The sequence below is a fragment of the Bacillus sp. BP-3 genome (assembly GCF_028401955.1).
Classification (GTDB): Bacteria; Bacillota; Bacilli; order Bacillales; family Bacillaceae_G; genus Bacillus_A.
This window is the reverse complement of the sequence record NZ_JAQOTJ010000002.1, coordinates 320503-341021: the sequence shown is the minus strand read 5'-3', so window position 1 is coordinate 341021 and position 20519 is coordinate 320503. Positions and strand designations below refer to the sequence as shown.

Annotated in this window: 18 protein-coding genes and 2 pseudogenes; 8 read left to right on the top strand and 12 right to left on the bottom strand. The window is 36.4% G+C overall.

What is annotated here, in order from left to right; genetic code table 11:
- Nucleotides 1–218: 218 nt before the first annotated feature.
- Both PLX19_RS04715 and PLX19_RS04710 read right to left on the bottom strand, forming a co-directional pair.
- Nucleotides 219–1310 (bottom strand): annotated as a pseudogene (locus PLX19_RS04715) (glycosyltransferase); the annotation flags it as partial.
- 50 nt (nucleotides 1311–1360) lie between these two features.
- Nucleotides 1361–2153 (bottom strand): annotated as a pseudogene (locus tag PLX19_RS04710) (TylF/MycF family methyltransferase).
- Between the two features lie 391 nt (nucleotides 2154–2544).
- Between PLX19_RS04710 and PLX19_RS04705 the strand changes: the two are divergent.
- Nucleotides 2545–3705, top strand: coding sequence for an FtsW/RodA/SpoVE family cell cycle protein (locus PLX19_RS04705; RefSeq protein WP_272187475.1), 1161 nt, complete (start codon nucleotides 2545–2547; stop codon nucleotides 3703–3705).
- A 76-nt stretch (nucleotides 3706–3781) separates the two neighbouring features.
- A complete protein-coding gene (gene prpE / locus PLX19_RS04700) occupies nucleotides 3782–4522 on the top strand; it encodes a bis(5'-nucleosyl)-tetraphosphatase PrpE (RefSeq protein ID WP_272187341.1) in 741 nt (246 codons plus the stop codon).
- A gap of 17 nt (nucleotides 4523–4539) precedes the next feature.
- Here the strand turns inward: prpE and PLX19_RS04695 are convergent, their stop codons facing one another.
- The 4 genes from PLX19_RS04695 to PLX19_RS04680 all read right to left on the bottom strand — a co-directional run bounded on the left by PLX19_RS04695 (nucleotide 4540) and on the right by PLX19_RS04680 (nucleotide 7594).
- The gene (locus tag PLX19_RS04695) at nucleotides 4540–5427 is read right to left on the bottom strand and encodes an RluA family pseudouridine synthase (RefSeq protein ID WP_272187340.1); all 888 of its coding nucleotides are present in this window, start codon (nucleotides 5425–5427) and stop codon (nucleotides 4540–4542) included.
- Between the two features lie 287 nt (nucleotides 5428–5714).
- Nucleotides 5715–6512, bottom strand: coding sequence for an NAD kinase (locus PLX19_RS04690; protein ID WP_272187339.1), 798 nt, complete (start codon nucleotides 6510–6512; stop codon nucleotides 5715–5717).
- Between the two features lie 21 nt (nucleotides 6513–6533).
- Entirely contained in the window at nucleotides 6534–7169 is a 636-nt protein-coding gene (locus PLX19_RS04685; protein ID WP_272187338.1) for a GTP pyrophosphokinase, read from the bottom strand.
- Between the two features lie 53 nt (nucleotides 7170–7222).
- Nucleotides 7223–7594, bottom strand: coding sequence for a hypothetical protein (locus PLX19_RS04680; protein WP_272187337.1), 372 nt, complete (start codon nucleotides 7592–7594; stop codon nucleotides 7223–7225).
- Nucleotides 7595–7737: 143 nt separating this feature from the next.
- Here PLX19_RS04680 and PLX19_RS04675 point away from each other — a divergent pair, with 143 nt between their 5' ends.
- From PLX19_RS04675 to PLX19_RS04660, 4 genes are all read left to right on the top strand, one after another.
- Entirely contained in the window at nucleotides 7738–8316 is a 579-nt protein-coding gene (locus PLX19_RS04675; RefSeq protein WP_272187336.1) for a CYTH domain-containing protein, read from the top strand.
- Between the two features lie 328 nt (nucleotides 8317–8644).
- A complete protein-coding gene (locus PLX19_RS04670) occupies nucleotides 8645–9040 on the top strand; it encodes a globin domain-containing protein (protein ID WP_272187335.1) in 396 nt (131 codons plus the stop codon).
- Nucleotides 9040–9933 carry a ClpXP adapter SpxH family protein gene (locus PLX19_RS04665; RefSeq protein WP_272187334.1) on the top strand — a complete coding sequence of 298 codons (894 nt, stop codon included), beginning with the start codon at nucleotides 9040–9042 and terminating at the stop codon, nucleotides 9931–9933. Before PLX19_RS04670 ends, PLX19_RS04665 begins: the two co-directional genes overlap by 1 nt.
- 229 nt (nucleotides 9934–10162) lie before the next feature.
- The gene (locus tag PLX19_RS04660) at nucleotides 10163–10336 is read left to right on the top strand and encodes a hypothetical protein (RefSeq protein ID WP_272187333.1); all 174 of its coding nucleotides are present in this window, start codon (nucleotides 10163–10165) and stop codon (nucleotides 10334–10336) included.
- A gap of 309 nt (nucleotides 10337–10645) precedes the next feature.
- Here PLX19_RS04660 and pepF read toward each other — a convergent pair whose 3' ends face one another.
- From pepF to mecA, 4 genes are all read right to left on the bottom strand, one after another.
- The gene (gene pepF / locus PLX19_RS04655; RefSeq protein ID WP_272187332.1) at nucleotides 10646–12472 is read right to left on the bottom strand and encodes an oligoendopeptidase F; all 1827 of its coding nucleotides are present in this window, start codon (nucleotides 12470–12472) and stop codon (nucleotides 10646–10648) included.
- Nucleotides 12473–12518: 46 nt separating this feature from the next.
- Nucleotides 12519–13760 (bottom strand): competence protein CoiA, encoded by a 1242-nt coding sequence (locus PLX19_RS04650; protein WP_272187331.1) that lies wholly within the window; start codon nucleotides 13758–13760, stop codon nucleotides 12519–12521.
- A 196-nt stretch (nucleotides 13761–13956) separates the two neighbouring features.
- On the bottom strand, nucleotides 13957–15501 hold the full coding sequence (cls, locus tag PLX19_RS04645; RefSeq protein ID WP_272187330.1) for a cardiolipin synthase: 1545 nt from the start codon (nucleotides 15499–15501) through the stop codon (nucleotides 13957–13959).
- Nucleotides 15502–15576: 75 nt separating this feature from the next.
- Nucleotides 15577–16251, bottom strand: coding sequence for an adaptor protein MecA (gene mecA / locus PLX19_RS04640; RefSeq protein ID WP_272187329.1), 675 nt, complete (start codon nucleotides 16249–16251; stop codon nucleotides 15577–15579).
- A gap of 581 nt (nucleotides 16252–16832) precedes the next feature.
- Here mecA and PLX19_RS04635 point away from each other — a divergent pair.
- On the top strand, nucleotides 16833–17501 hold the full coding sequence (locus PLX19_RS04635) for a TerC family protein (RefSeq protein WP_272187328.1): 669 nt from the start codon (nucleotides 16833–16835) through the stop codon (nucleotides 17499–17501).
- Between the two features lie 187 nt (nucleotides 17502–17688).
- On the opposite strand, the gene spx is transcribed toward PLX19_RS04635, so the two are convergent.
- Nucleotides 17689–18084 (bottom strand): transcriptional regulator Spx, encoded by a 396-nt coding sequence (spx, locus tag PLX19_RS04630; RefSeq protein WP_272187327.1) that lies wholly within the window; start codon nucleotides 18082–18084, stop codon nucleotides 17689–17691.
- Between the two features lie 416 nt (nucleotides 18085–18500).
- On the opposite strand from spx, the gene PLX19_RS04625 reads away from it, so the two are divergent.
- The gene (locus PLX19_RS04625; RefSeq protein ID WP_272187326.1) at nucleotides 18501–18704 is read left to right on the top strand and encodes a hypothetical protein; all 204 of its coding nucleotides are present in this window, start codon (nucleotides 18501–18503) and stop codon (nucleotides 18702–18704) included.
- Between the two features lie 42 nt (nucleotides 18705–18746).
- Here PLX19_RS04625 and PLX19_RS04620 read toward each other — a convergent pair whose 3' ends face one another.
- Nucleotides 18747–20387 (bottom strand): peptide ABC transporter substrate-binding protein, encoded by a 1641-nt coding sequence (locus tag PLX19_RS04620; protein WP_272187325.1) that lies wholly within the window; start codon nucleotides 20385–20387, stop codon nucleotides 18747–18749.
- Between the last annotated feature and the right edge of the window lie 132 nt (nucleotides 20388–20519).

Below are 20519 nucleotides of genomic sequence, written 5' to 3'. Positions count from 1 at the left end.
AAACTATACCCTACTAAATGTGCATCTATTCTACCAATAAGTGCGTTGCAAAAGGAGGCATATTGCTCATACCATCTTCCTAAATCGCCTCCCAATTCTTGAATTTTAATCACTTTTAATTGTTCTTTTTCTAATAAAATCATGATTTCTGCTAAATTATAACTCTGTTCAGCTTCCTCATTCTCCCCTTGAAGTTGAAATCGTTGTTCAATTCGTGTGTAGTAATTCGAATTAGGAAACGCCATAATGAGAACACCATCTCGATGTAATAAACGAGAAACACCTCTTATGACTGCTACCATATGTTCTCGGTACACAGGGCATGAAAGGAGGATAATAGAAAACTTTTCATTTAGAAATTTGCCCTCTAATTCATTAAGTTTCACATGCAATGTCGGTGCTACATATTCAGCAATATTTACAGCTTCTTTTTTCTCTTCAACACCAAAGAAATTTCCATTTCGATAACGCCACTTCATTTCAAGTAATGTTGCACCGCACCCCGCACCAATATGAAGGACATTCATCCCTTCTTTGTAATATATATCCGACAGTTGTAATAAATCGAAACGAATGAATAAATCACTAGACGGGAATCCCCATTTCTGTTGAAATTTTAACGCATTCGCATACAATAAAGCAGAATATTGGGGAATATTTTCTTTCCACGACACACTTCCGTAATGATGAACAAATGTATCACGGCATAAATATAGTCTATAACCCTTTTGGCGCATTCGGAGCGATAAATCATCATCTTCATAATTGCCTGGTGTAAACCGTTCATCTAGTAAACCAATCTCATTTAAAACCACTCTCTTTATAAGCATACAAAAGCCAATTAATTTTATTCTTTCTTCCCATTTCGTTGCATCACTTTGATTATACATAGCAGCAAACTCTTGCATCTCTTCTATATGTGTATAAGGAACAGGAATTGTACTGTAATAAGAAGCACTGTTCGTTACCGGTCCTACAGCCGCTGTATCAGGCTGTTCATATAAACAAATTAATAAGTTCGTTAACCAGTTTTCCGTTACAACTACATCATTGTTTAATAATAAAATGTTGTCGCCTTTCGCTTTTTCAATTCCTTGATTGCAACCGCTCGGAAATCCAACGTTAGTAGTATTTTTCATAAGCAGTATATCCGGTTGTAATTGTAACCACTCTACAGTTCCATCTGTTGATGCATTATCGATAACAATTAACTCGTAACTTTCTTTTTTTGTATATTTCCTTATACTATCAATACACTGTTTTGTGTAATGGAGTTGGTTATGAGTTAACATAACAATACTTGTTAACATAAAACGCCCCTTCCCCTCGCATGCTATTTATACATCGAACTACCCGAAGTTTACGACGTTCCCTTTCTCCAGTACATTCCATAATGATCAATTTTAATGAGCGGTTCTGTAATCTTTCTCTCCTTTCGAAAATCAGTAACTGCCGCTTCACATGTTGGCAAAGCGTAATCATCAATAATAACGAAGCCACCTTCTGTTACTTTATCGTACAAATTTGTTAACCTATCCATTGTTGATTCATAAAGATCACCCATCTAGCCAAGCAATCGCTAGCTTCTCAATAGGTGCAGTTGGCAACGTATCTTTAAATCATCCCTTCAAAAATTGAACTTGCTCATCAAGCAAATCATATTTCTTGAAATTTTCTCGTACTTGTTCTAACGAAACACGTAAATAATCCAACGTATACAAAGTGTCCTCTGCATCTTGCGGATATTTCTTAACATTGGGCCTTGGTAATCCTTCAAACGAATCCGCTACCCATATTTTTTGGTTCGTTATACCATATGCTTGAAAAAAATCACGCATAAAAATGCATGATTCACCGCGCCATACACCTGTTTCAATAAAATTCTCTTCAATATTTTCTTTAACGACTGTCTCCAGTGCTGATTGTAATTGCTTCATTCGCATGCGACCAACCATACTGTGCGCAATAGCCGGCCAATCTAACCCCTGTAAGCGTGATTCGTAATTCGGTTTAACTTCTTGTATAAGTTTTAAATAGTGAGCTTATATATATTCTTTTACATAATACGGAACTGGAACCGTAACAGGTAAATACAATTCATCCTCTTGCCAAATTTCGAATAAAATTGCCTTTTTCAACAGTTCAAGAAACAGCCCTCCCCCTAATTATCTTCCGATTCATGGTAGTAGAGATTCCTTTTTTCCAAACCATGATTCATTAACAATGTATTAATGATTTATTTTGTCTATTTTTGATGTTCCTATAGAGTTCCACTACTTATGAAAGCGGCAGCAATAATACAATTTTTGCAAAAGAAACCCTAAAGAAAATTTATGTTTTTCATTTTTATTTTATGATTATGAATTAACGCATTATCTCTACTCATATATGAATCCAAATATAACAACACCAAATTAAACCGTCCCTCATCTGACATTCGCCTACTTAAATCTAAACAACATATTTGCAAACAACAAAAAATCAGCTAAGATGGTAATAGTGTCTTTTTTAATAACAATGAGTCATAGAAAGGAATACAGTACGGTGAAAGATAAAAATTCTCGATATCAAATAGATTACGTTTTAATACTAATTGTACTTGCAATCGCTACAGTAAGTTGTTTTGCCATCGCAATGGCACAGCCGTCCTTGCCGCCAAAATTACAAAAGGTTAACTTCGTTGCCCAGCAAATTAAATGGTATGTAATTGGTGTGGTAGCAATTGTTGCCGTTATGGTAATCGACTTTGATCGTTATAAACAAATTTGCTGGTATTTATATGGATTCGCAATGGTTCTTCTTCTTGGACTCGAGTTTCATTTTCCAGGCGCAGTAACAATTAAAGGGGCAACCGCTTGGTACTCAATTCCAGGTATCGGTAATTTCCAACCGTCAGAAATCATGAAACTCTTTTTAATTCTTGTCGTTGGTCGTCTTATCGTAGATCATAATGAAAAATATGTAGTTCGCACACCACACGAAGATTTGCTCTTACTTGGAAAAATATTTGCAGCGAGCTTACCACCGCTATTGTTAATTGCAAAAGAACCGGATTTAGGAAATACGATGGTAATTTCAGCGATGCTTGCTGCGATGATTTTAGTATCCGGCGTTCGCTGGCGCTTTATTTTCGGGTTAGCAGGTATTGTCGTTGCAGTTGGTGCGCTCTTTGTATATATTTACTTTGCACACACCGCATTCTTCAAAGCACATATTTTACAAGAATACCAATTAGACCGTTTCTATGGTTGGTTAGCACCTTACGAATACCCAACGCAAGGTTATCAGTTAACCCAAGCTCTTTTAGCGACCGGATCAGGTGAGTTATACGGAAAAGGTTGGAACGGTGGACAAGTATACTTCCCTGAACCTCATACAGATTTTATCTTTACAAATATCGCTGAGAAGTTCGGATTTTTAGGAGGAAGCGTCGTTATTTCACTCTACTTCCTACTGATTTATCGTATGATTCACATTGCGCTAGAAAGTAATGATCCATACGGCAGTTATATATGCGCCGGAACAATCGGGATGTTTACATTCCAAGTATTCCAAAATGTCGGTATGACAATTGGACTACTTCCTATTACCGGTATTACATTACCGCTTTTAAGCTACGGTGGTAGTTCCTTGGTCACCTATATGATTGCGATTGGCTTCATTCTAAATGTACAGTCACGAACGAAGAAATTTATGTTTGATTAAACCATATCCGAGTGGATATGGTTTTTTTCTTACCCTCTTAGCGGTATACTAATCAAAAAAGAGTAGGTGATCTCATATGAAATATGATGTTATTGGCGATATTCACGGCTGTTTAGAGGAATTTACATCATTAACAAAACAGCTTGGCTATACATGGGATAGCGGGTTACCTGTTCATCCGCAAAAACGACAGCTTGCTTTCGTAGGCGATATTACAGATCGTGGTCCTCATTCTCTTCGAATGATTGAAATTGTATGGGAACTTGTCATACATAAAAAAGAAGCATATTATGCCCCGGGGAATCATTGTAATAAATTATATCGTTACTTTCTTGGTCGCAATGTACAAGTAACACACGGCTTAGAAACAACTGTTGCAGAATACGAGGCATTACACACACGCGATCAAAAAATTATCCAGAAAAAGTTTATTGACTTGTACGAACAATCACCGCTCTATCACGTGCTAGATAAGGGAAAACTCGTTGTTTGTCACGCTGGCATTCGCCAAGATTATATCGGAAGAAGCGATAAGAAAGTGCAAACTTTCGTTTTATACGGGGATATTACAGGTGAAAAGCACCCTGACGGTTCTCCTGTCCGCCGTGACTGGGCGAAGCATTATAATGGGGAGGCTTGGATTGTATATGGGCATACACCTGTACAAGAACCTCGCTTCGTCAATCATACTGTGAATATCGATACTGGATCTGTATTTGGCGGAAAATTAACCGGGCTTCGTTATCCAGAAATAGAGACTGTTTCAGTTCCTTCTTCGATGCCGTTTGTACCGGAGAAATTTCGCTCTATTGACTAAAAAAGCTGATGGAACCCTTATTCCATCAGCTTTTTCATATCCTCGGGCAACTCCGCATGAAATTTCAGTTGCTTTTCCAATATCGGATGATAAAATGTTAAACTTGTGCTATGCAGTGCCTGCCTTTTTATTTCATCCGTTTTTCCGCCGTACAAATCGTCACCAAGTAACGCATGACCAAGATGCACCATATGTACTCTAATTTGATGCGTACGCCCTGTTTCTAATTGAAGTGCTACATGCGTTTTATTTTTCCATCTTTTTTGTACATGAAAATGAGTCACAGCTCGCTGCCCATCCCCGCGGACTATGCGCTCAATAATACTATCATCTTTTCGTGCAATCGGAGCATCAATTGTTCCACTATCCTCTGCTATCATTCCATGAACAATTGCTTCGTATGTTCTTTTCACTTGTTTTTGCTGATGTTGTTTCGATAACAAATGGTGAATAAAACGATTTTTGGCAATTAACATTAAACCAGATGTATCTCGGTCAAGCCTTGTGACGATATGTACTGTACTTGCAAGATTTTGCTGATCATAATAATGCAAAAGAGCATTTGCTACACTCCCGCTCGGATGCTCTCTTGACGGAATTGCTGACATATAAGCCCTTTTATTAATAACAAGGACCGAATCATCTTCATACACAACTGAAAGAGGGATATTCTCACTTAGCATCCCTTCACTTCTTTGCTCAGGCGGGAAACATACTGCTAACTTTTCACCTTCTTGCAAAACATGACGTACATTTACATGATGTTCATTGACTTCAATCACACCGCCATGAAACTTTATATCAGTTAACGCTGCTTTCGAAATACCTTTCGCTTTCAAAAATTCTCGAATAAGCATTCCTTCATCAGCTTTTGTTATACACCACGTTAACATAAACCTTCTCAATTGCATAGCTCTCTTCTAACCCTCTCTAATGATGTGTTCAAAATGAAAAACCGCTCACGAATAGCGGGGTAAATTCATTTCGCTCTTTCAACATCTAGATCGCTGCTACGCAGAACAAAGGAACCCGCTACTTACTTTCTAACCCTTGCATGTGGCAAAAAAAGACCTGACCGCTTCTACGCATGGCCAGACGCTCTCGCCCACTTAAAAAGAAAGAAGGTTTGTGTCGTTTTTTCAATTTATATTGATATAGCAGCGGGAAAACACCCGCCGCTATAAGATTTCCCTTACTGATCCGCGACAAACGAATCGCGCACTCGCTTCCAAAATGGAAATGGGCGAAACCTAACAAACCGAACTCTTTGATCTGCCACTCGGTATTGAATTGATTTAACATCTTGATGCACCATCGCTAAATGATCAATTGTAATTTGCAAGTTCATTCCGGTAACTGGTCTTAACGCACATGTATGATGCTTCGGTAATACGAGCGGAGATCCAACCGTACGGAAAACGCGATTATTAATGGACGCCATTTCCGTAACTTGAATTGCTTCTAAAGACGGGTGAATAATTGCACCGCCTAGCGCTTTATTATACGCAGTACTACCAGAAGGTGTTGAAATACAGAGACCATCGCCGCGGAATGTTTCAAAATATTCACCGCGAATTTCTACATCCATAACAAGTGTTCCTTCACTGCTTTTTACCGTCGCTTCATTTAGCGCTAAATATTGTGATTCTTTATTCCCATTCATATAACGAATAATGACCTCTAATAATGGATATTCAACAACTTGAAAAGGCGTTTTCGCAATCGCAATGACAAGCTTCTCAACTTCTGTCGGTAACCAATCTGCATAAAACCCTAAATGCCCAGTATGCACTCCGACAAATGCTGTTTTGTCTAACCGATTCTGGTAGCGATGAAACGCATGCAGCAGCGTTCCGTCTCCTCCAACAGAAATTACAATATCTGGCTCATTTTCATCCATTGTAAATTCAAAATCACATAAGTACTCCATCATCGTACTCATAAGCGCATTTGATGATTGATCTCCCTTTGACATAATTGCAAATTTCATCGCCCAACACCCTTTAGTTTATTATTCTGTTTCCTTCGATTCTTTTTTGCGTGAAAAAATCTTTTGTGCTTCTTTAATTTCAAGACGAATCGAAGACATCTCTTCGTCTAATAAGTAAGCTGCTTCAGCTGCGCGCTGCAAACGCACTTTAATATCTTCTGGAAAACGTCCACGATATTTATAATTTAAAGAATGCTCGATTGTTGCCCAAAAATTCATTGCTAACGTTCGAATTTGGATTTCAACTAATACTTTTTTCTCTCCACGAATCGTTTGCACTGGGTAACCAATAACAACGTGATAGGAGCGATATCCACTTTCTTTCTTTTGCGTCACGTAATCGCGTTCTTCCACAATTTCAAAATCGTTACGTTTTCGTAAGTACTCTACAACTGGCTTAATATCATCCACAAATTGACACATCATCCGAAGCCCCGCAATGTCTTGCATCTCTTCTTGCAAACGACTAAGCGGAATGTTTCGTTTTTCTGCTTTATCAATAATACTAGCAACAGATTTGACTCTGCCTGTTACAAACTCAATCGGCGAATGTTCGGCAAACATTTCAAACTGAGAACGCATTCCTTTTAATTTTACTTTCAATTCTCCTACAGCTTGATGATAGGGAGCTAAAAATTCTTCCCAATTTCGATCCAATGTAACCACCACCAAAACAAATCAGTTTCTTTTCCCTCACTGAAAGCTTCCCTTTACAGAAACACTCTTTCTACTTCATTTACGAGTTCCTCACCGTAATTTGCATTTCCTTCAATATTTCCAATCAAATACTCTAATTCCTCTTTCATTTGTTCTAACTCAATTTCAACGTCTTGAATACGAACAAACATCTTTTCATCGTTCTTCATTGCATGTTTTAACTCTTCCCAACACGTTTGCGGGATACTTACGTAAATAAAGGATGTTTCATTCTCTAAAATATATAAAAATGATAAATTATCTGAGTCCACAAGCACATGACTACGCGCTTTCAATTCTTCTACACATAACTCTATATTTTCTGCACAAAAAATAAGAGCATTCTCTCTTTTTTCTACGCTCTTAACTTGAATTTTATTTTGCATACTTTAACTCCTCCATATTATACTTCCTGTCATAATCAACACTTTCATTGTAACATAACATACACTGAAACAAATAAAACATTGATTGAAATTTAGGAAAAAGCGATAATGAGTAACGGATATTTCATAAAAGGAGCATACATATGAAACAAGAAATTGAAATTGAATTTAAAAATATGGTTACAAAAGAGGAATTCCATTCTTTATGTCACACATTTTCCATTACAACATTCGCAAAACAAATTAATCATTATTTCGAAACACCAGCATTTTCATTAAAAAACGCCGGTGCTGCCCTTCGTATTCGCTATAAAAATAACACATATACGCTAACACTAAAACAGCCAGCAGAGATTGGCTTGTTAGAAACACATCAAACGTTAACAGAAGAAGAAGCAAACATAATGATTGAAACAAATACATTAATCGAGGGTGCCGTTTCTAAGCAATTAGAAACCCTCCAAATTCTTGTTTCTTCACTACAGTATATGGGAAGCTTAACAACTGAACGAGCAGAAACAACCTTTGAAGTCGGTACACTGGTATTCGATCATAGTTTTTATTACGAGCATGATGATTATGAAATCGAATATGAAGTAAGCGATGAGCAGGCTGGACAAGCTGCATTTTCTTCTTTCTTAAAGGCGCATAATATTCCTGTCAGACATACAAAAAATAAAGTACAACGCTTTTTTCTTGCCAAAGAGCAAAAAGAGAAATAAACTAGCAAAGGATTGATTAAGAGCTATTTATTTGCCCTTCATAACAATCCGTTGCTACAATAAAGTGAAACTTCCTCTTGTGAGACGTTTTTCCTCACAAGAGGTTAGCTGAACCAATCGGGTTCTTACGGGCAGTTTTTCATCTTGAGATACTTAAAATTACTGCCCGTTAGAGCGGGATAAAGTGAAACTTCCTTCAGGGGCGCCTTTTCCACTGAAGGAAAGCTCTCACCAATCAGGCCTTACATTATCTCTTGCCTATTTCTTTGTCTTGCTACAAATAATAGCGGGGATAGATATATATTTGATGGAAAAAGGAGTTACAAGGATGAACAAGCAACCAACGACACCATTTGAAGCAATTGGCGGTGAACAAGGCATTGCAAAATTAGTCGACACATTTTATTCCTATGTCAGTAAACACCCTGACTTATCTCCCATCTTCCCAGACGATTTAACAGAAACTGCTAGGAAGCAAAAACAATTTTTAACGCAATATTTAGGAGGACCGAGCCTTTATACAGAAGAACATGGTCACCCAATGCTACGCGCTCGTCATCTGCCATTCGAAATTACACCAAAGCGGGCAAAAGCCTGGCTCTCATGTATGGAGCAAGCGATGGATGATACGGATGTAAATGGACCGATTCGTGATTTTGTATTTGAACGTTTGACATTAACTGCACAGCATATGGTTAATACTCCTGAAACAGGTGAAGCTTAATGGATAAACAGGAAATAAAACGTACTGTGCCAATCTCTCCTTCAAAATGTGAACCTAAGTCTGTAGAAGCATATTTATTTATTGATCCACTCTGTAAAGATTGTTGGGAAATTGAGCCAATCATAATTAAATTATGGCTCGAATATGGAAAATACTTTTCACTCCGTCACATCGTTACTGGTAAAGTAGAAGGGGCTATTTCCCCATCACACAAATGGAATAAACCTGCTAATATTCGATTTGTGTGGGAGAAAACAACAAGTTTACAAGGGTTTTCTTGCGACGGAAAAGTATATACGCACGGCGGCGCATCAACTCCGTATGTGACTTCAATTGCAATTAAAGCGGCAGAATTACAAGGTCGAAAAGCAGGTTCGAAATTTTTACGAAAACTACAAGAGTCTATTTTACTTGAAAATATAGCGAAACCAACTATAGATACGCTGCTCACATGTGCAAAGCAAAGTGGAATTGATGCGAAAGAATTCAAACAAGATTTGAATTCTGTAAGTGCGGCAAAAGCATTTCAATGTGATTTAAAATTCACGAATGAAATGCACATTACAGAAATTCCTTCTCTCGTGTTCTTTCATGCGAATTCAAACGAAGAAGGAATTAAAATTGGCGGCATTTATTGTTACGATGTATATGTACAAGTATTAAAAGAAATTGTAAAAGAAGACATCGAGCCACAGCCACTTCCTTCTCTAGAACTATTACTAGAGCATGTTCAATTTATGTCTACAAAAGAAATTGCTTTTATTTATAATTACTCTGAAAACGAAGCAGAACGAGAAATGAAAAAATTGTTATTGAAGAGAAAAGTAAGCATGATTGATATAAAACGAGAACGGTATTGGAAATGGATTACAAAAGAAAACGACCTAGTGTAAACACTAGGTCGTTTTCTTTACGGCTTATAAAAATATTAAAGGGGATGGGAGAAATTTCACGTTCAAACAAAGGGGTATATGTTTGTATGTGAATTCGTTCACGTTTATTATATTACAAGATTCGACGTTAATTGACAACCTTTTTTGTTTAATTTCACATTTCTGTCACATTCTAAACGTTTTCATTTTAGAATACAATATATAAAGAGTCTTTTTAGGAGGGTTTTCATTGAAAAAATCCTATCTTGTATTATTCCTTTGTATTATTTTTGTGTTTTTTTGTTTATACATCCTCTCATTATTACAAGTGTTTCCGCTTATTTTAGCACTTCCCCTTTTATTTGGAGCAATTATATTCGCTGTATCTTATTTCACTAACCAAAAGCGTTTTAAAGGATTTTAAATACAGTGAAACTTCCATCAGTGGTTTTTTTTCAGCCCGATTGATGAAAAGCCCTCATCAATCGGGCTTTTACGGACAATTATCCCCCACCTCTATTCTTTAGAAAAGCCGAAGCGGCTCGCTCAGAATCGCAGGACGCCCGCACCAAAGGCAGAGAGGTGTTTTTTACCTCGTAGGAAGAAGCGAAGCCACCGAACATTCTAGCCACTGGAACTGGACATCGATTTCCTCTTAATCTTGAAGTGGGGGTCTTACTGCCCACGAATAGCGGAACAAAAAAACGAGAGTCATGCGACTCTCGTTCTCTTTCTACTTCTCTTCAAATAGAAGTGCTTCTAATTCATTTAATTTCTCTTCAAATACTTGCATTGCTTCCTTTACAGGCTCTGATGACGTCATATCAACACCAGCCTTTTTCAATACTTCAATTGGATAATCAGAACTTCCCGCTTGTAAGAACTCATTAATGTAACGTTCTACAGCTGGCTTACCTTCTTCTAAAATTTGTTTTGATAGAGCAGTTGCTGCACTGAAGCCTGTTGCATATTGATATACATAATAATTGTAATAGAAATGTGGAATACGGGACCACTCTAAACCAATTTCTTTATCGATCACTAAGCTATCACCGAAATACTTTTTGTTTAGATCATAGTAAATGTCCGTTAACATATCTGGCGTTACAGCATGACCTTCTTGCACTTTTTGATGAATAGCGTGTTCAAACTCAGCAAACATTGTTTGGCGGAACACTGTACCACGGAAACCTTCTAAATAATGATTTAATAAGTATAAACGTTTCTTCTTATCATCTGTCGTTTTTAATAAATAATCATTTAATAGCGCCTCATTACATGTAGACGCTACCTCTGCGACGAAAATCGAATAATCACCATACACGTAAGGCTGCGTTTTTCTTGTATAGTAACTATGCACAGAATGACCAAACTCGTGCGCAAGCGTAAATAAATTATTTACATTGTCATGCCAGTTCATTAATACATATGGATTTGTTCCATAAGCACCAGATGAATAAGCACCGCTTCGCTTCCCTTTATTTTCATATACATCTACCCAGCGATTTTCATACGCTTCTTTTAAGATTTCAACATACTCGTCTCCAAGTACATCTAATGATTGTAAAAGGATATCTTGCGCTTCTTTATATGTGACGTTCATTTTCACTTCTGGTACGAGCGGTGTGTATAAGTCATACATGTGCAATTCATCTAATCCGAGTGCTCGTTTTCGAATATCAATGTAACGGTGTAATAAATGTAAGTTTTCATTTACTGTTTCCACAAGCTGATCATATACAGACTCTGGAATATTATTATTGCTTAGTGCCGCTTGGCGAGCGGAATCATATTTACGAACGTTCGCATAAAAATTATTTCGTTTAATCGCACCATTTAATGTGCTCGCAAATGTATTCTTATACTTTCCATACGTTTCATAAACTGCATGGAACGCATCATGACGAACACGAGGATCATCACTTTCTAAAAATTGAATATAACGTCCGTGCGTCACTTCAACCTCTTCCCCATTTTCATCTTGAATCGATGGGAATTTCAAGTCTGCGTTATTTAGAATACCAAATGTATTACTAGATGCACTCATAACCTCAGAAGCTTGCGCTAATAACGCTTCTTCTGCCTCTGATAATACGTGAGGACGCTGACGCGTAATTTCTTCTAATGCATGCTCATATACCTTTAGTTCTTTATTCTCTTGTAAAAATGATTGCAACGTTTCTTCTGCAATGGTTAAAATTTCTGGCACAATGTAAGCCATACTACTTGATACTTGTGAATACAAACTTGTCGCACGGTCATTTAATGCTTGATAAGATGAATTTGTTGTATCTTGGTCATAGCGCATATGTGCGTATGTATACAATTTACCAAGACGCATTGATATTTCATCTTCATATTGCAGTGTCTCTAGCAATGCATTTGCTGACTCTCCAAGTTTCCCTTTAAATTCCGTCAGCTTTGGCAATAGTTCTTTCACCGCTTGAAATTCTGCTTCCCACTCTGCATCTGTTTGGAAAATATCTTCTAAGCGCCACGTGTTTTCTACTTCAATTTCATTACGCGCTGGCAAAGCTTTTGCTGTTTTTTGTTCAGTCATTTGTAAACCCTCCTTATTCCTATCTCCTAGTACAATTCGATTCTTCTTATGTAATTCCTTCTGGGTACTTTTCTATTATATCCGTTTTCCCTTCACTCATGTTGTAATTTGATTTCAGCAGCATAAAAGCTTCTGTTAAAAATAAGTGATCAAATTTCTGCACTTCCTCTTCTGTTTTAGGAACAATAAAACAACGTATTTTTCGATATTTGTAAACATCTACTTGCTCAATTTCCCCAATTATACATAAAAATTGCATATATTCTTTCACTGCTTGCTGCCAAAATATTTGTGGAAAATATGGCAGGAAGCGTCTCCGAATCCCCCGATGCCGTTCAACATACTGAAAAACAGTATGCAATGAAAAATATTCTCCTACCGCAAATTTCCCTAGTAGTTCAATTAAAATATAAGCTTGCCATATGAAAGAATGCGTACGAAATGCCAAAAGCGACGGTAACGGAACACCTATTTCAGGAGGAAAACAAGAAAGGGATATGTGAGGCTCATAAAGAAGCTTTAAAAAAGAACGCTCGCCTTGCTTCCATATATGAATGCTATTTGCTCTAAAGCGCTGTTTTTTATTCATCCACTCTTTTTTTAAAGGTTGAATAGAAAGAGGTGATGTTGTAAGAAGAGTTTTAAATGTAGTGATAGGAAGGGGAAAATAAATTGCATGTGAAAAAACAATTGACGAGGAAAAAGGTAAAAGAAGATTACATTTTAAAAAAGCTTTTGCATCGGGGCAAAAATAGATGAGATGTGGATTGGGGTGGTATTGCACACAGCAGGAATGAAAAGAGGAAAGCGACAGCCAATAGGCCCCGTGACGTTTGAGTTGATTCCCTCCTAAAATCCATAATATTTGAATTCCTTCTTTCCAATACCCTTCCGTCCGTTTTAACAACTGCTTCTCTGATAAAGTTGCGCATTGATATTCAATCGCAATTTGCCGATTACCAATTGTGACAAACAAATCAGGTCGCTGCTGAATCGCTGGTAAATAGTGCTCTATTTTTATTGAACAAACTTGTGACTGAAACCATCTGTATAACTGTTCTTTCCCCCGCAAGTGATACGCCGATTCATTTTCATACTCAATTTTACAGCTATGTGATTTCTTATGAGCAAAATGCCACTGTTTTTGTTTTCCTAATTTCAGTTGTACTTCGAAGTCACAAATGGGACAGAAAAAGCGCTCGTTCTTCCGCAACATCATAAGTTGCTTTTCCTTCCATCCATGAAGAAGATGAATTTCTTCTCCATTTTCTCTCTTTGCAACAAACATAAAATCACTCCTTTCTTCCGTATGGACTATTCGACAACGACGGGCGAGTTCCTGCCCAGATAAAGTGAAACTTCCTTCAGTAAGGTTTTTTTACTGAAGGAAAGCTCTCACCAATCGGGCTTTTACAGGCAGTTGTCCATCATGAATTGCCTACATATACTCCCCTAAAACAAAAAAGACTCATTTCCATGAGCCTTTAAAGTAAAGGAGATAATAAACGATATGTCGATTCCACAATCCGCATCACAAGACGACGGTTATTAAAGCGATCGACATGAATTTCATTCGACGCTTGTAAATCCTCTTCAAAATCAGTCACAAGTTTGCGAATACTGTTTGTATCATATAAAAAAGCATTCACTTCAAAATTCAAATGAAAACTTCTCATATCCATATTTGCTGTTCCAATTGACGCTAAATCAGAATCAACAATCACAACTTTGCTGTGCAAAAAACCTTTTTCATATTCATATATTTTGACTCCTGCCTCTAACAATTCCGGAAAATAAGAACGAGACGCATAAAATACAGTCCTCTTATCCGGTTTACTCGGCATTAATAAGCGAACATCAATACCTGCTAAAGCCGCTACTTTTAGTGCCGATAAAATATCATCATCTGGAATAAAATACGGCGTTGCAATCCAAATTGATTTTCGTGCCGAGGCAATCATTGCAAAATATAAATGCTTAATCGTTTCCCACTTATTATCAGGTCCGCCTGCAACAAGCTGCACGCCTCCCTGTTCATCCCCTTTTACAACATCCGCCTGTAAATAATCAGGAGTTAATACAGCTTCCCCCGTCATATAAAACCAATCTTGTAAAAAGATAAGTTGTAAACTTCGCACAGCTTCGCCTCGTAAATACAAATGAGTGTCTCGCCAAAAACCAAAGTATTTATTTTCTCCTAAATACTCGTCTCCAATATTTAAACCGCCAACAAACCCTTCATTTCCGTCAACAACAATAATTTTCCGGTGATTTCGATAGTTAATCTTGTCGTTTAAAATCGGAAACCGTACAGGAAAGAACGGGACCATTTCCACACCAGCATTGTTCAATTCCTCAATATATGTGTTTGAAAGTTTAAAGCTCCCTACAGCATCATATAAAAATCGAACGGCCACACCCTCTTTTGCTTTGTGAATAAGGATGTCCTTAATTTTTGTGCCAATTTTATCATCACGCACAATATAATATTCCATATGAATATGATGCTTTGCCTTTTTCAACCCATCTAAAATAGCTTGAAAGGTCTCTTTTCCATTTGTTAATACTTTCGTTTCCGTATGAAAGGAAATATTTAATGCCCCTAGACGATCAGCTAACCGAAATAACAATTCTTGATGTCCATGCTTTTTCAATATACGATCTTGATCATACTCATGCCCTTTATACTGTAAAAATGCTTGTTCGTCTAAAAGCGCTTTCTTTTGAAACATTCGTTTCCTGCGAAAATTTTGTCCAAACAGAAGATATGCAAAAAAACCAACTACCGGAAAAATGCCAAGTACCATTAACCAAGTTAATGTTTTCGAGGGATGACGATTTTCTAAAAAGATGACAAAGCCAATTAGAAACCCTGATATTGTAAATAAAATACTTAAAATTCCTAAAAACGAAATATCTTTAATGCCAATTACATCTGAATAAAATGTTACATCAATAAATAGACGCAACGAAATAAATACCGTAAATAAACCAATTAAAAAGAACAATAGCTTCAACGTATTTTTCATATCCGGCCCCCTTACTTACAATCACTGCACGCATATACGCATTTAAAAAGCCGATTTCATTATAAGGAAATCGGCTTACATTCCAGGAGAAAAATGATGACGAATTGTTTCAAGTGCCCTTTCAGCAGCAATTTGCTTTCCATATTCACGAACACGATGAATTGTTAAAGCGGATTCCTCTCCATATTCTAATATCAGGCTTAAAATACGGTCAATTTCCTCTTCATCGTGCACTACCTCATCAAACTCGACATATACATAATAGCGGTCTTCAAATGAATATAATTCATCTCTTATCTCTTCAAATATAAGTCGATGACTTAATGAAATAACATGCTCAAAGTCGTCGAATTTAATTAAAAAACCAAATGTACCATCTTCGTTAAAAATTGCTCCTGCTCCTGCCTCTTCTAACTCCTGCTCAAATAACGATTCAATTCGTTCATCTAAAGGAATATCGATAATCTTATCAAGGCCAATTGGCAGCTCTAATTTTTGCCCGTCTTTTGAAAGTTGTGCTTTCGTTACAAGTACCTCAATTCCCTTTTCAAGCGCCTGCACTTGAATCCACAGCGGTCCATCTATAAAAAAGTCATCATGGTCGCGTGCTTCATCCATCATTTCCCAAAACAATTGTTCACTTTTATCGCGATTATACCAAATGTCTTCGCGGTTAAATCCGCGGTCTTCTATATCAATGTACGAGATATAAAATTTCATCGTATGATCATTAACTCTTTCAATATCCATAATGCACCTCTCCCTTCCTATTTGGAATGGTTATGAAGGGACTCCCCAATCATATTACAAAAAGTTAGAATCTTGTACTCTCATTTTATGATAAGATGCGCCAGAATGGAAATAAAATCACCTTATTTGCCAAAAAAACAGTCATTTACCTAATTTTCAAGTCAATACAGCAACAAATATAAATTGAAAAACCTAACTAAAACCCACTTTTTTTAGATGAGCGAGAGTAGCTGACCGTGCATAGCAGCGGTCAGGGCCTTTTTCTGCCACGTGCAAGGGTTAAAACAGAAGGAGAACGCAAGTAGCAGCCATGTTGTTTCTTCATAGCGGCAACTTCTAACATTGAAAAATGAAAATGGAATCCAATCATCAAGCTCTCTTCTTTCTTCTAAAAAACATAGGACATGCTATCGCTGGAAATGATTGTCCTATATTCTTTTTTCCTGCATATGATGTAAACGAAACAAGCTTACAGTGCATAAACCAAATCCTTCTCTTACATATGACGCGAATGAAAACAAATCCGCTCCTGATAGACGATATTTCTTCCTATTAGGACTGAGTAAATGGAGGCAAATTGAATGGATTTAGACTTTCTCACATCCATCTTTATCATCGTTGGTATCGATGTTGTATTAGGCGGCGATAACGCCATTGTCATTGCACTTGCTAGTCGAAACTTACCAGAAGAAGAACGGAATAAAGCGATTGTTTTAGGAACAGGTTTAGCCATCGTATTACGTATCCTACTCACAATCATGGCCGTTTATTTACTTAATATTCCCTTTTTGCAATTAATAGGCGGCTTTTTACTTACTTTCATTGCAATCAATCTTCTTACTGATAACAGCCATAATCTTTCTAGTATTAAGGCAAAGACAACATTATTTCAAGCTGTACGAACAATCGTTTTTGCAGATCTTGTTATGGGGTTTGATAATGTACTAGCAATCGCAGGAGCTTCTCATGGAAATATTACATTAGTTATTATCGGATTACTCATTTCTATTCCTATTATTATTTGGGGAAGTAAACTTATTTTATTATGCATGGAAAGATTTCCTCTTCTCGTTTATATCGGTGCTGCAATCTTAGCTTATACAGCAGGTCGCATGGTAATACATGAAGAAAATCTCAGATCATTTTTCGAGACAAAACCACTTTTCACAGCAAGCATTCCCTTTCTTTTTATGATTACAGTGCTACTAGTTGGAATGGTTGTAAACCAAGTAAAGCTGCGAAATACTTGAAAGATTCATCACTGATTATGATTAGATTTTTACTTTCTACTATAAGTACAAATTAAAAAGCGAGCTTTATACTCATTATCGGTCATTTGACGAAATGTACAGTGTCTCCCCCGTACAAAACAAAAAGGAACTAATCCCTACATTCTGCTAAAGCAGGAGTAGAAATCAGTTCCTTTTTCATATTATATTAATTTACAAGGCGCTGCGCTTCTCGCAATTGGAACGTTCTCACTGTTCGTGGTAAGAAACGACGAATTTCGTCTTCGTTATAACCAACTTGTAGGCGTTTTTCATCAATGATAATCGGACGACGAAGCATACCTGGGTAATCACAAATAAGCTTATATAAATCTTGAAGAGGTAAAGATTCTAAATTAATATTTAATTCTTGAAAAACTTTAGAACGAGTTGAAATAATCTCATCTGTTCCGCTTTCTGTCATACGTAAAATCTCTTTAATTTCCTCAATCGATAATGGATCAGAGAAAATATTACGCTCTGTATAAGGAATATGGTTTTCCTCTAACCATAATTTCGCTTTTCTACAAGACGTACAACTTGGAGAACTATATAGTGTTACCATAGATTACTCACTCTCCTTATAAAAGTACAAATTTTGTACTATTTCACAGTTTTATAATTATACTCAAACAAATTTTGTATTACCTATAATTACTTATCTAAACATAACGAATCTCTCTAAAAAAATAATTATTTTAAATAAGTAACTTCTATAATCATTATACAATAGAACAGAACAGAAATATACAACAATTTTTCTTCATAATATATATAAAAGTTATGCAAAAGATGTGCATTTTGTAAGAAAGATATGTATGCAAGAAAACAAAAGAACATTTGTTCTTAATTTATTTTATCAAACTACTTTCCCGCTGTCTATATAAATTCTGCAAATACAATCCTTTTATCAAACAATTCTTTTTTTTTCGTCTTTTTCAACTTACAATAGAAATATACTTGTGCAAAGGAGGATTACATATGGGAGCTTTTTTTCTTGATTTTGTAATCGTTGCAGCATTAGTCATTGGGATCACCGCAACTATTGGCATTATTACAAATGGGATTGGTGAAAAATTGTTTGGTCGCAAAGACAAAATGAAATTCGTAAATAAATCTGCTGAAGTGCAAGCTGGCTGGAATCAAGTTGGCGGTAAAGGAATTTATAAAAAGCATACGTATTAAAAAAAGAAGCAGGATTCGAATCCTGCTTCTTTTTAATTCTTATTATTTCCCTACAGAAGCCCACTTAAAGCTTAGCTCTCCGCCATATTTGTGGATGTAAATATCATTTATTGTTTCACGCTCTAAAAATGCTCTTCCGCGTTGTTGGACAGGCGCAATCGCTGCCTCATCAAATAAGATTTTTTCCGCTTTCAACAGATCATTCCAACGTCCTTTTACATCAGATCCATTTTTCTTAGCCTTTGTAATCAATTCATCATATTGAGCATTTGAGTAACCCATTTTATTTTGTGCACCGTTTGATACAAATAAATCAAGGAATGTCATTGCATCTGGATAGTCTGGTCCCCAGCCGCTAAATGAGATATCATAATCACCGCTGCTCTCTAATTTTAACACTTGTGCAAAAGGTTGTGTTTTCACATTTAGTTTTAAGCCTGGTAAATTCTTTTCTAATTCACCTTTTAAGAACTCACTAATTTTCTTGTTTAGCTCTGTATCAGAATTTAATAATGTTAATTCAATTGTATCTTTTCCAAGCTCTTTTTTACCAGCTTCCCAATACTTTTTCGCACCTTTCAAATCCACTTTTGCAAGCTTTCCATTTTCTTTACGGAAATCTTTTCCGTCAGCATTCTTAACAAAGTCATCTGGAACTAAGCCACCAGCTGCTTTTGAACCGTTATTCAACAATGTATTAATCATACCGTCGCGCTCAAATCCTAGAGAAATTGCTTTACGAATATTTTTATTTCCTAAAGCAGGATTCTTTTCATTTAAACGTAAGAAGAAGACTGTTGGATCACTTGTCGTTTTAAAACCTTTATCTTTTCTATATTTATCTACAAATTCTGCCGATAAACCAACACGGTCAACTGCTTTTGTTTCATATAAATTTACCGCTGTTCCTGTATCTTTTACGATATTATAGTTGATTTCCTCTAATTTAACTTTTTTATTATCCCAATAAGATGGGTTTTTCTTTAATTGGAAGCTTTGTTCATGTTTCCATTCACTTAACACAAATGGACCATTATATAATGTTGTATTCGCTTCTAATCCATACTTCGGACCTTGTTCTTTCACATATTTTTCATTAAGCGGGAAGAACAGTGGATATACTGTTAAATTCACAAAATACGGAACTGGATTGTCTAATTCTACTTCGAATGTATAATCATCAACTGCTTTTACACCTAATTGGTCTACTGGCAATTGTTTCATATTGATCTTCTCTGCATTCTTCACATCAAACATAATGTAAGCAGATTTTGCAGCTGTATCTGGATTTACTGCTCGTTGCCAAGAATACACAAAATCTTTCGCTGTTACAGGGTCCCCATTTGACCATTTTGCATCTTTACGTAGTTTAAATGTATATTTCTTTCCATCTTCTGATTTTTGATATGACTCAGCTACACCTGAAACTAATTTATCATCTTTACCAAGAGTATATAACCCTTCCATTGCATTGTTCATTACACTTGAAGACGCTGCATCTGTTGTTAATGTTGTATCCATCGTTGGAAGCTCAGATGTTTCAATCAGGTTGATTACCTGCTTTACATTACTTGTGTCCCCTTTTGCTTTCGCCTGCGAATCATCTTTTGAATATCCGCATCCCCCTAGAATCATGCTTACTGTCAATGTTGATGCAAGTAGCACCGGCACCTTTTTCTTCATATATTATACCCTCCTCCAAAATGTTAGACCTTTCATTGAAAATAATAAAAAGTAAATAAGTTCTAACAATTCATATTATACATACAAATTGATTATTTGTATATTTATTTTTCTATTTTATAAAAATTTTCT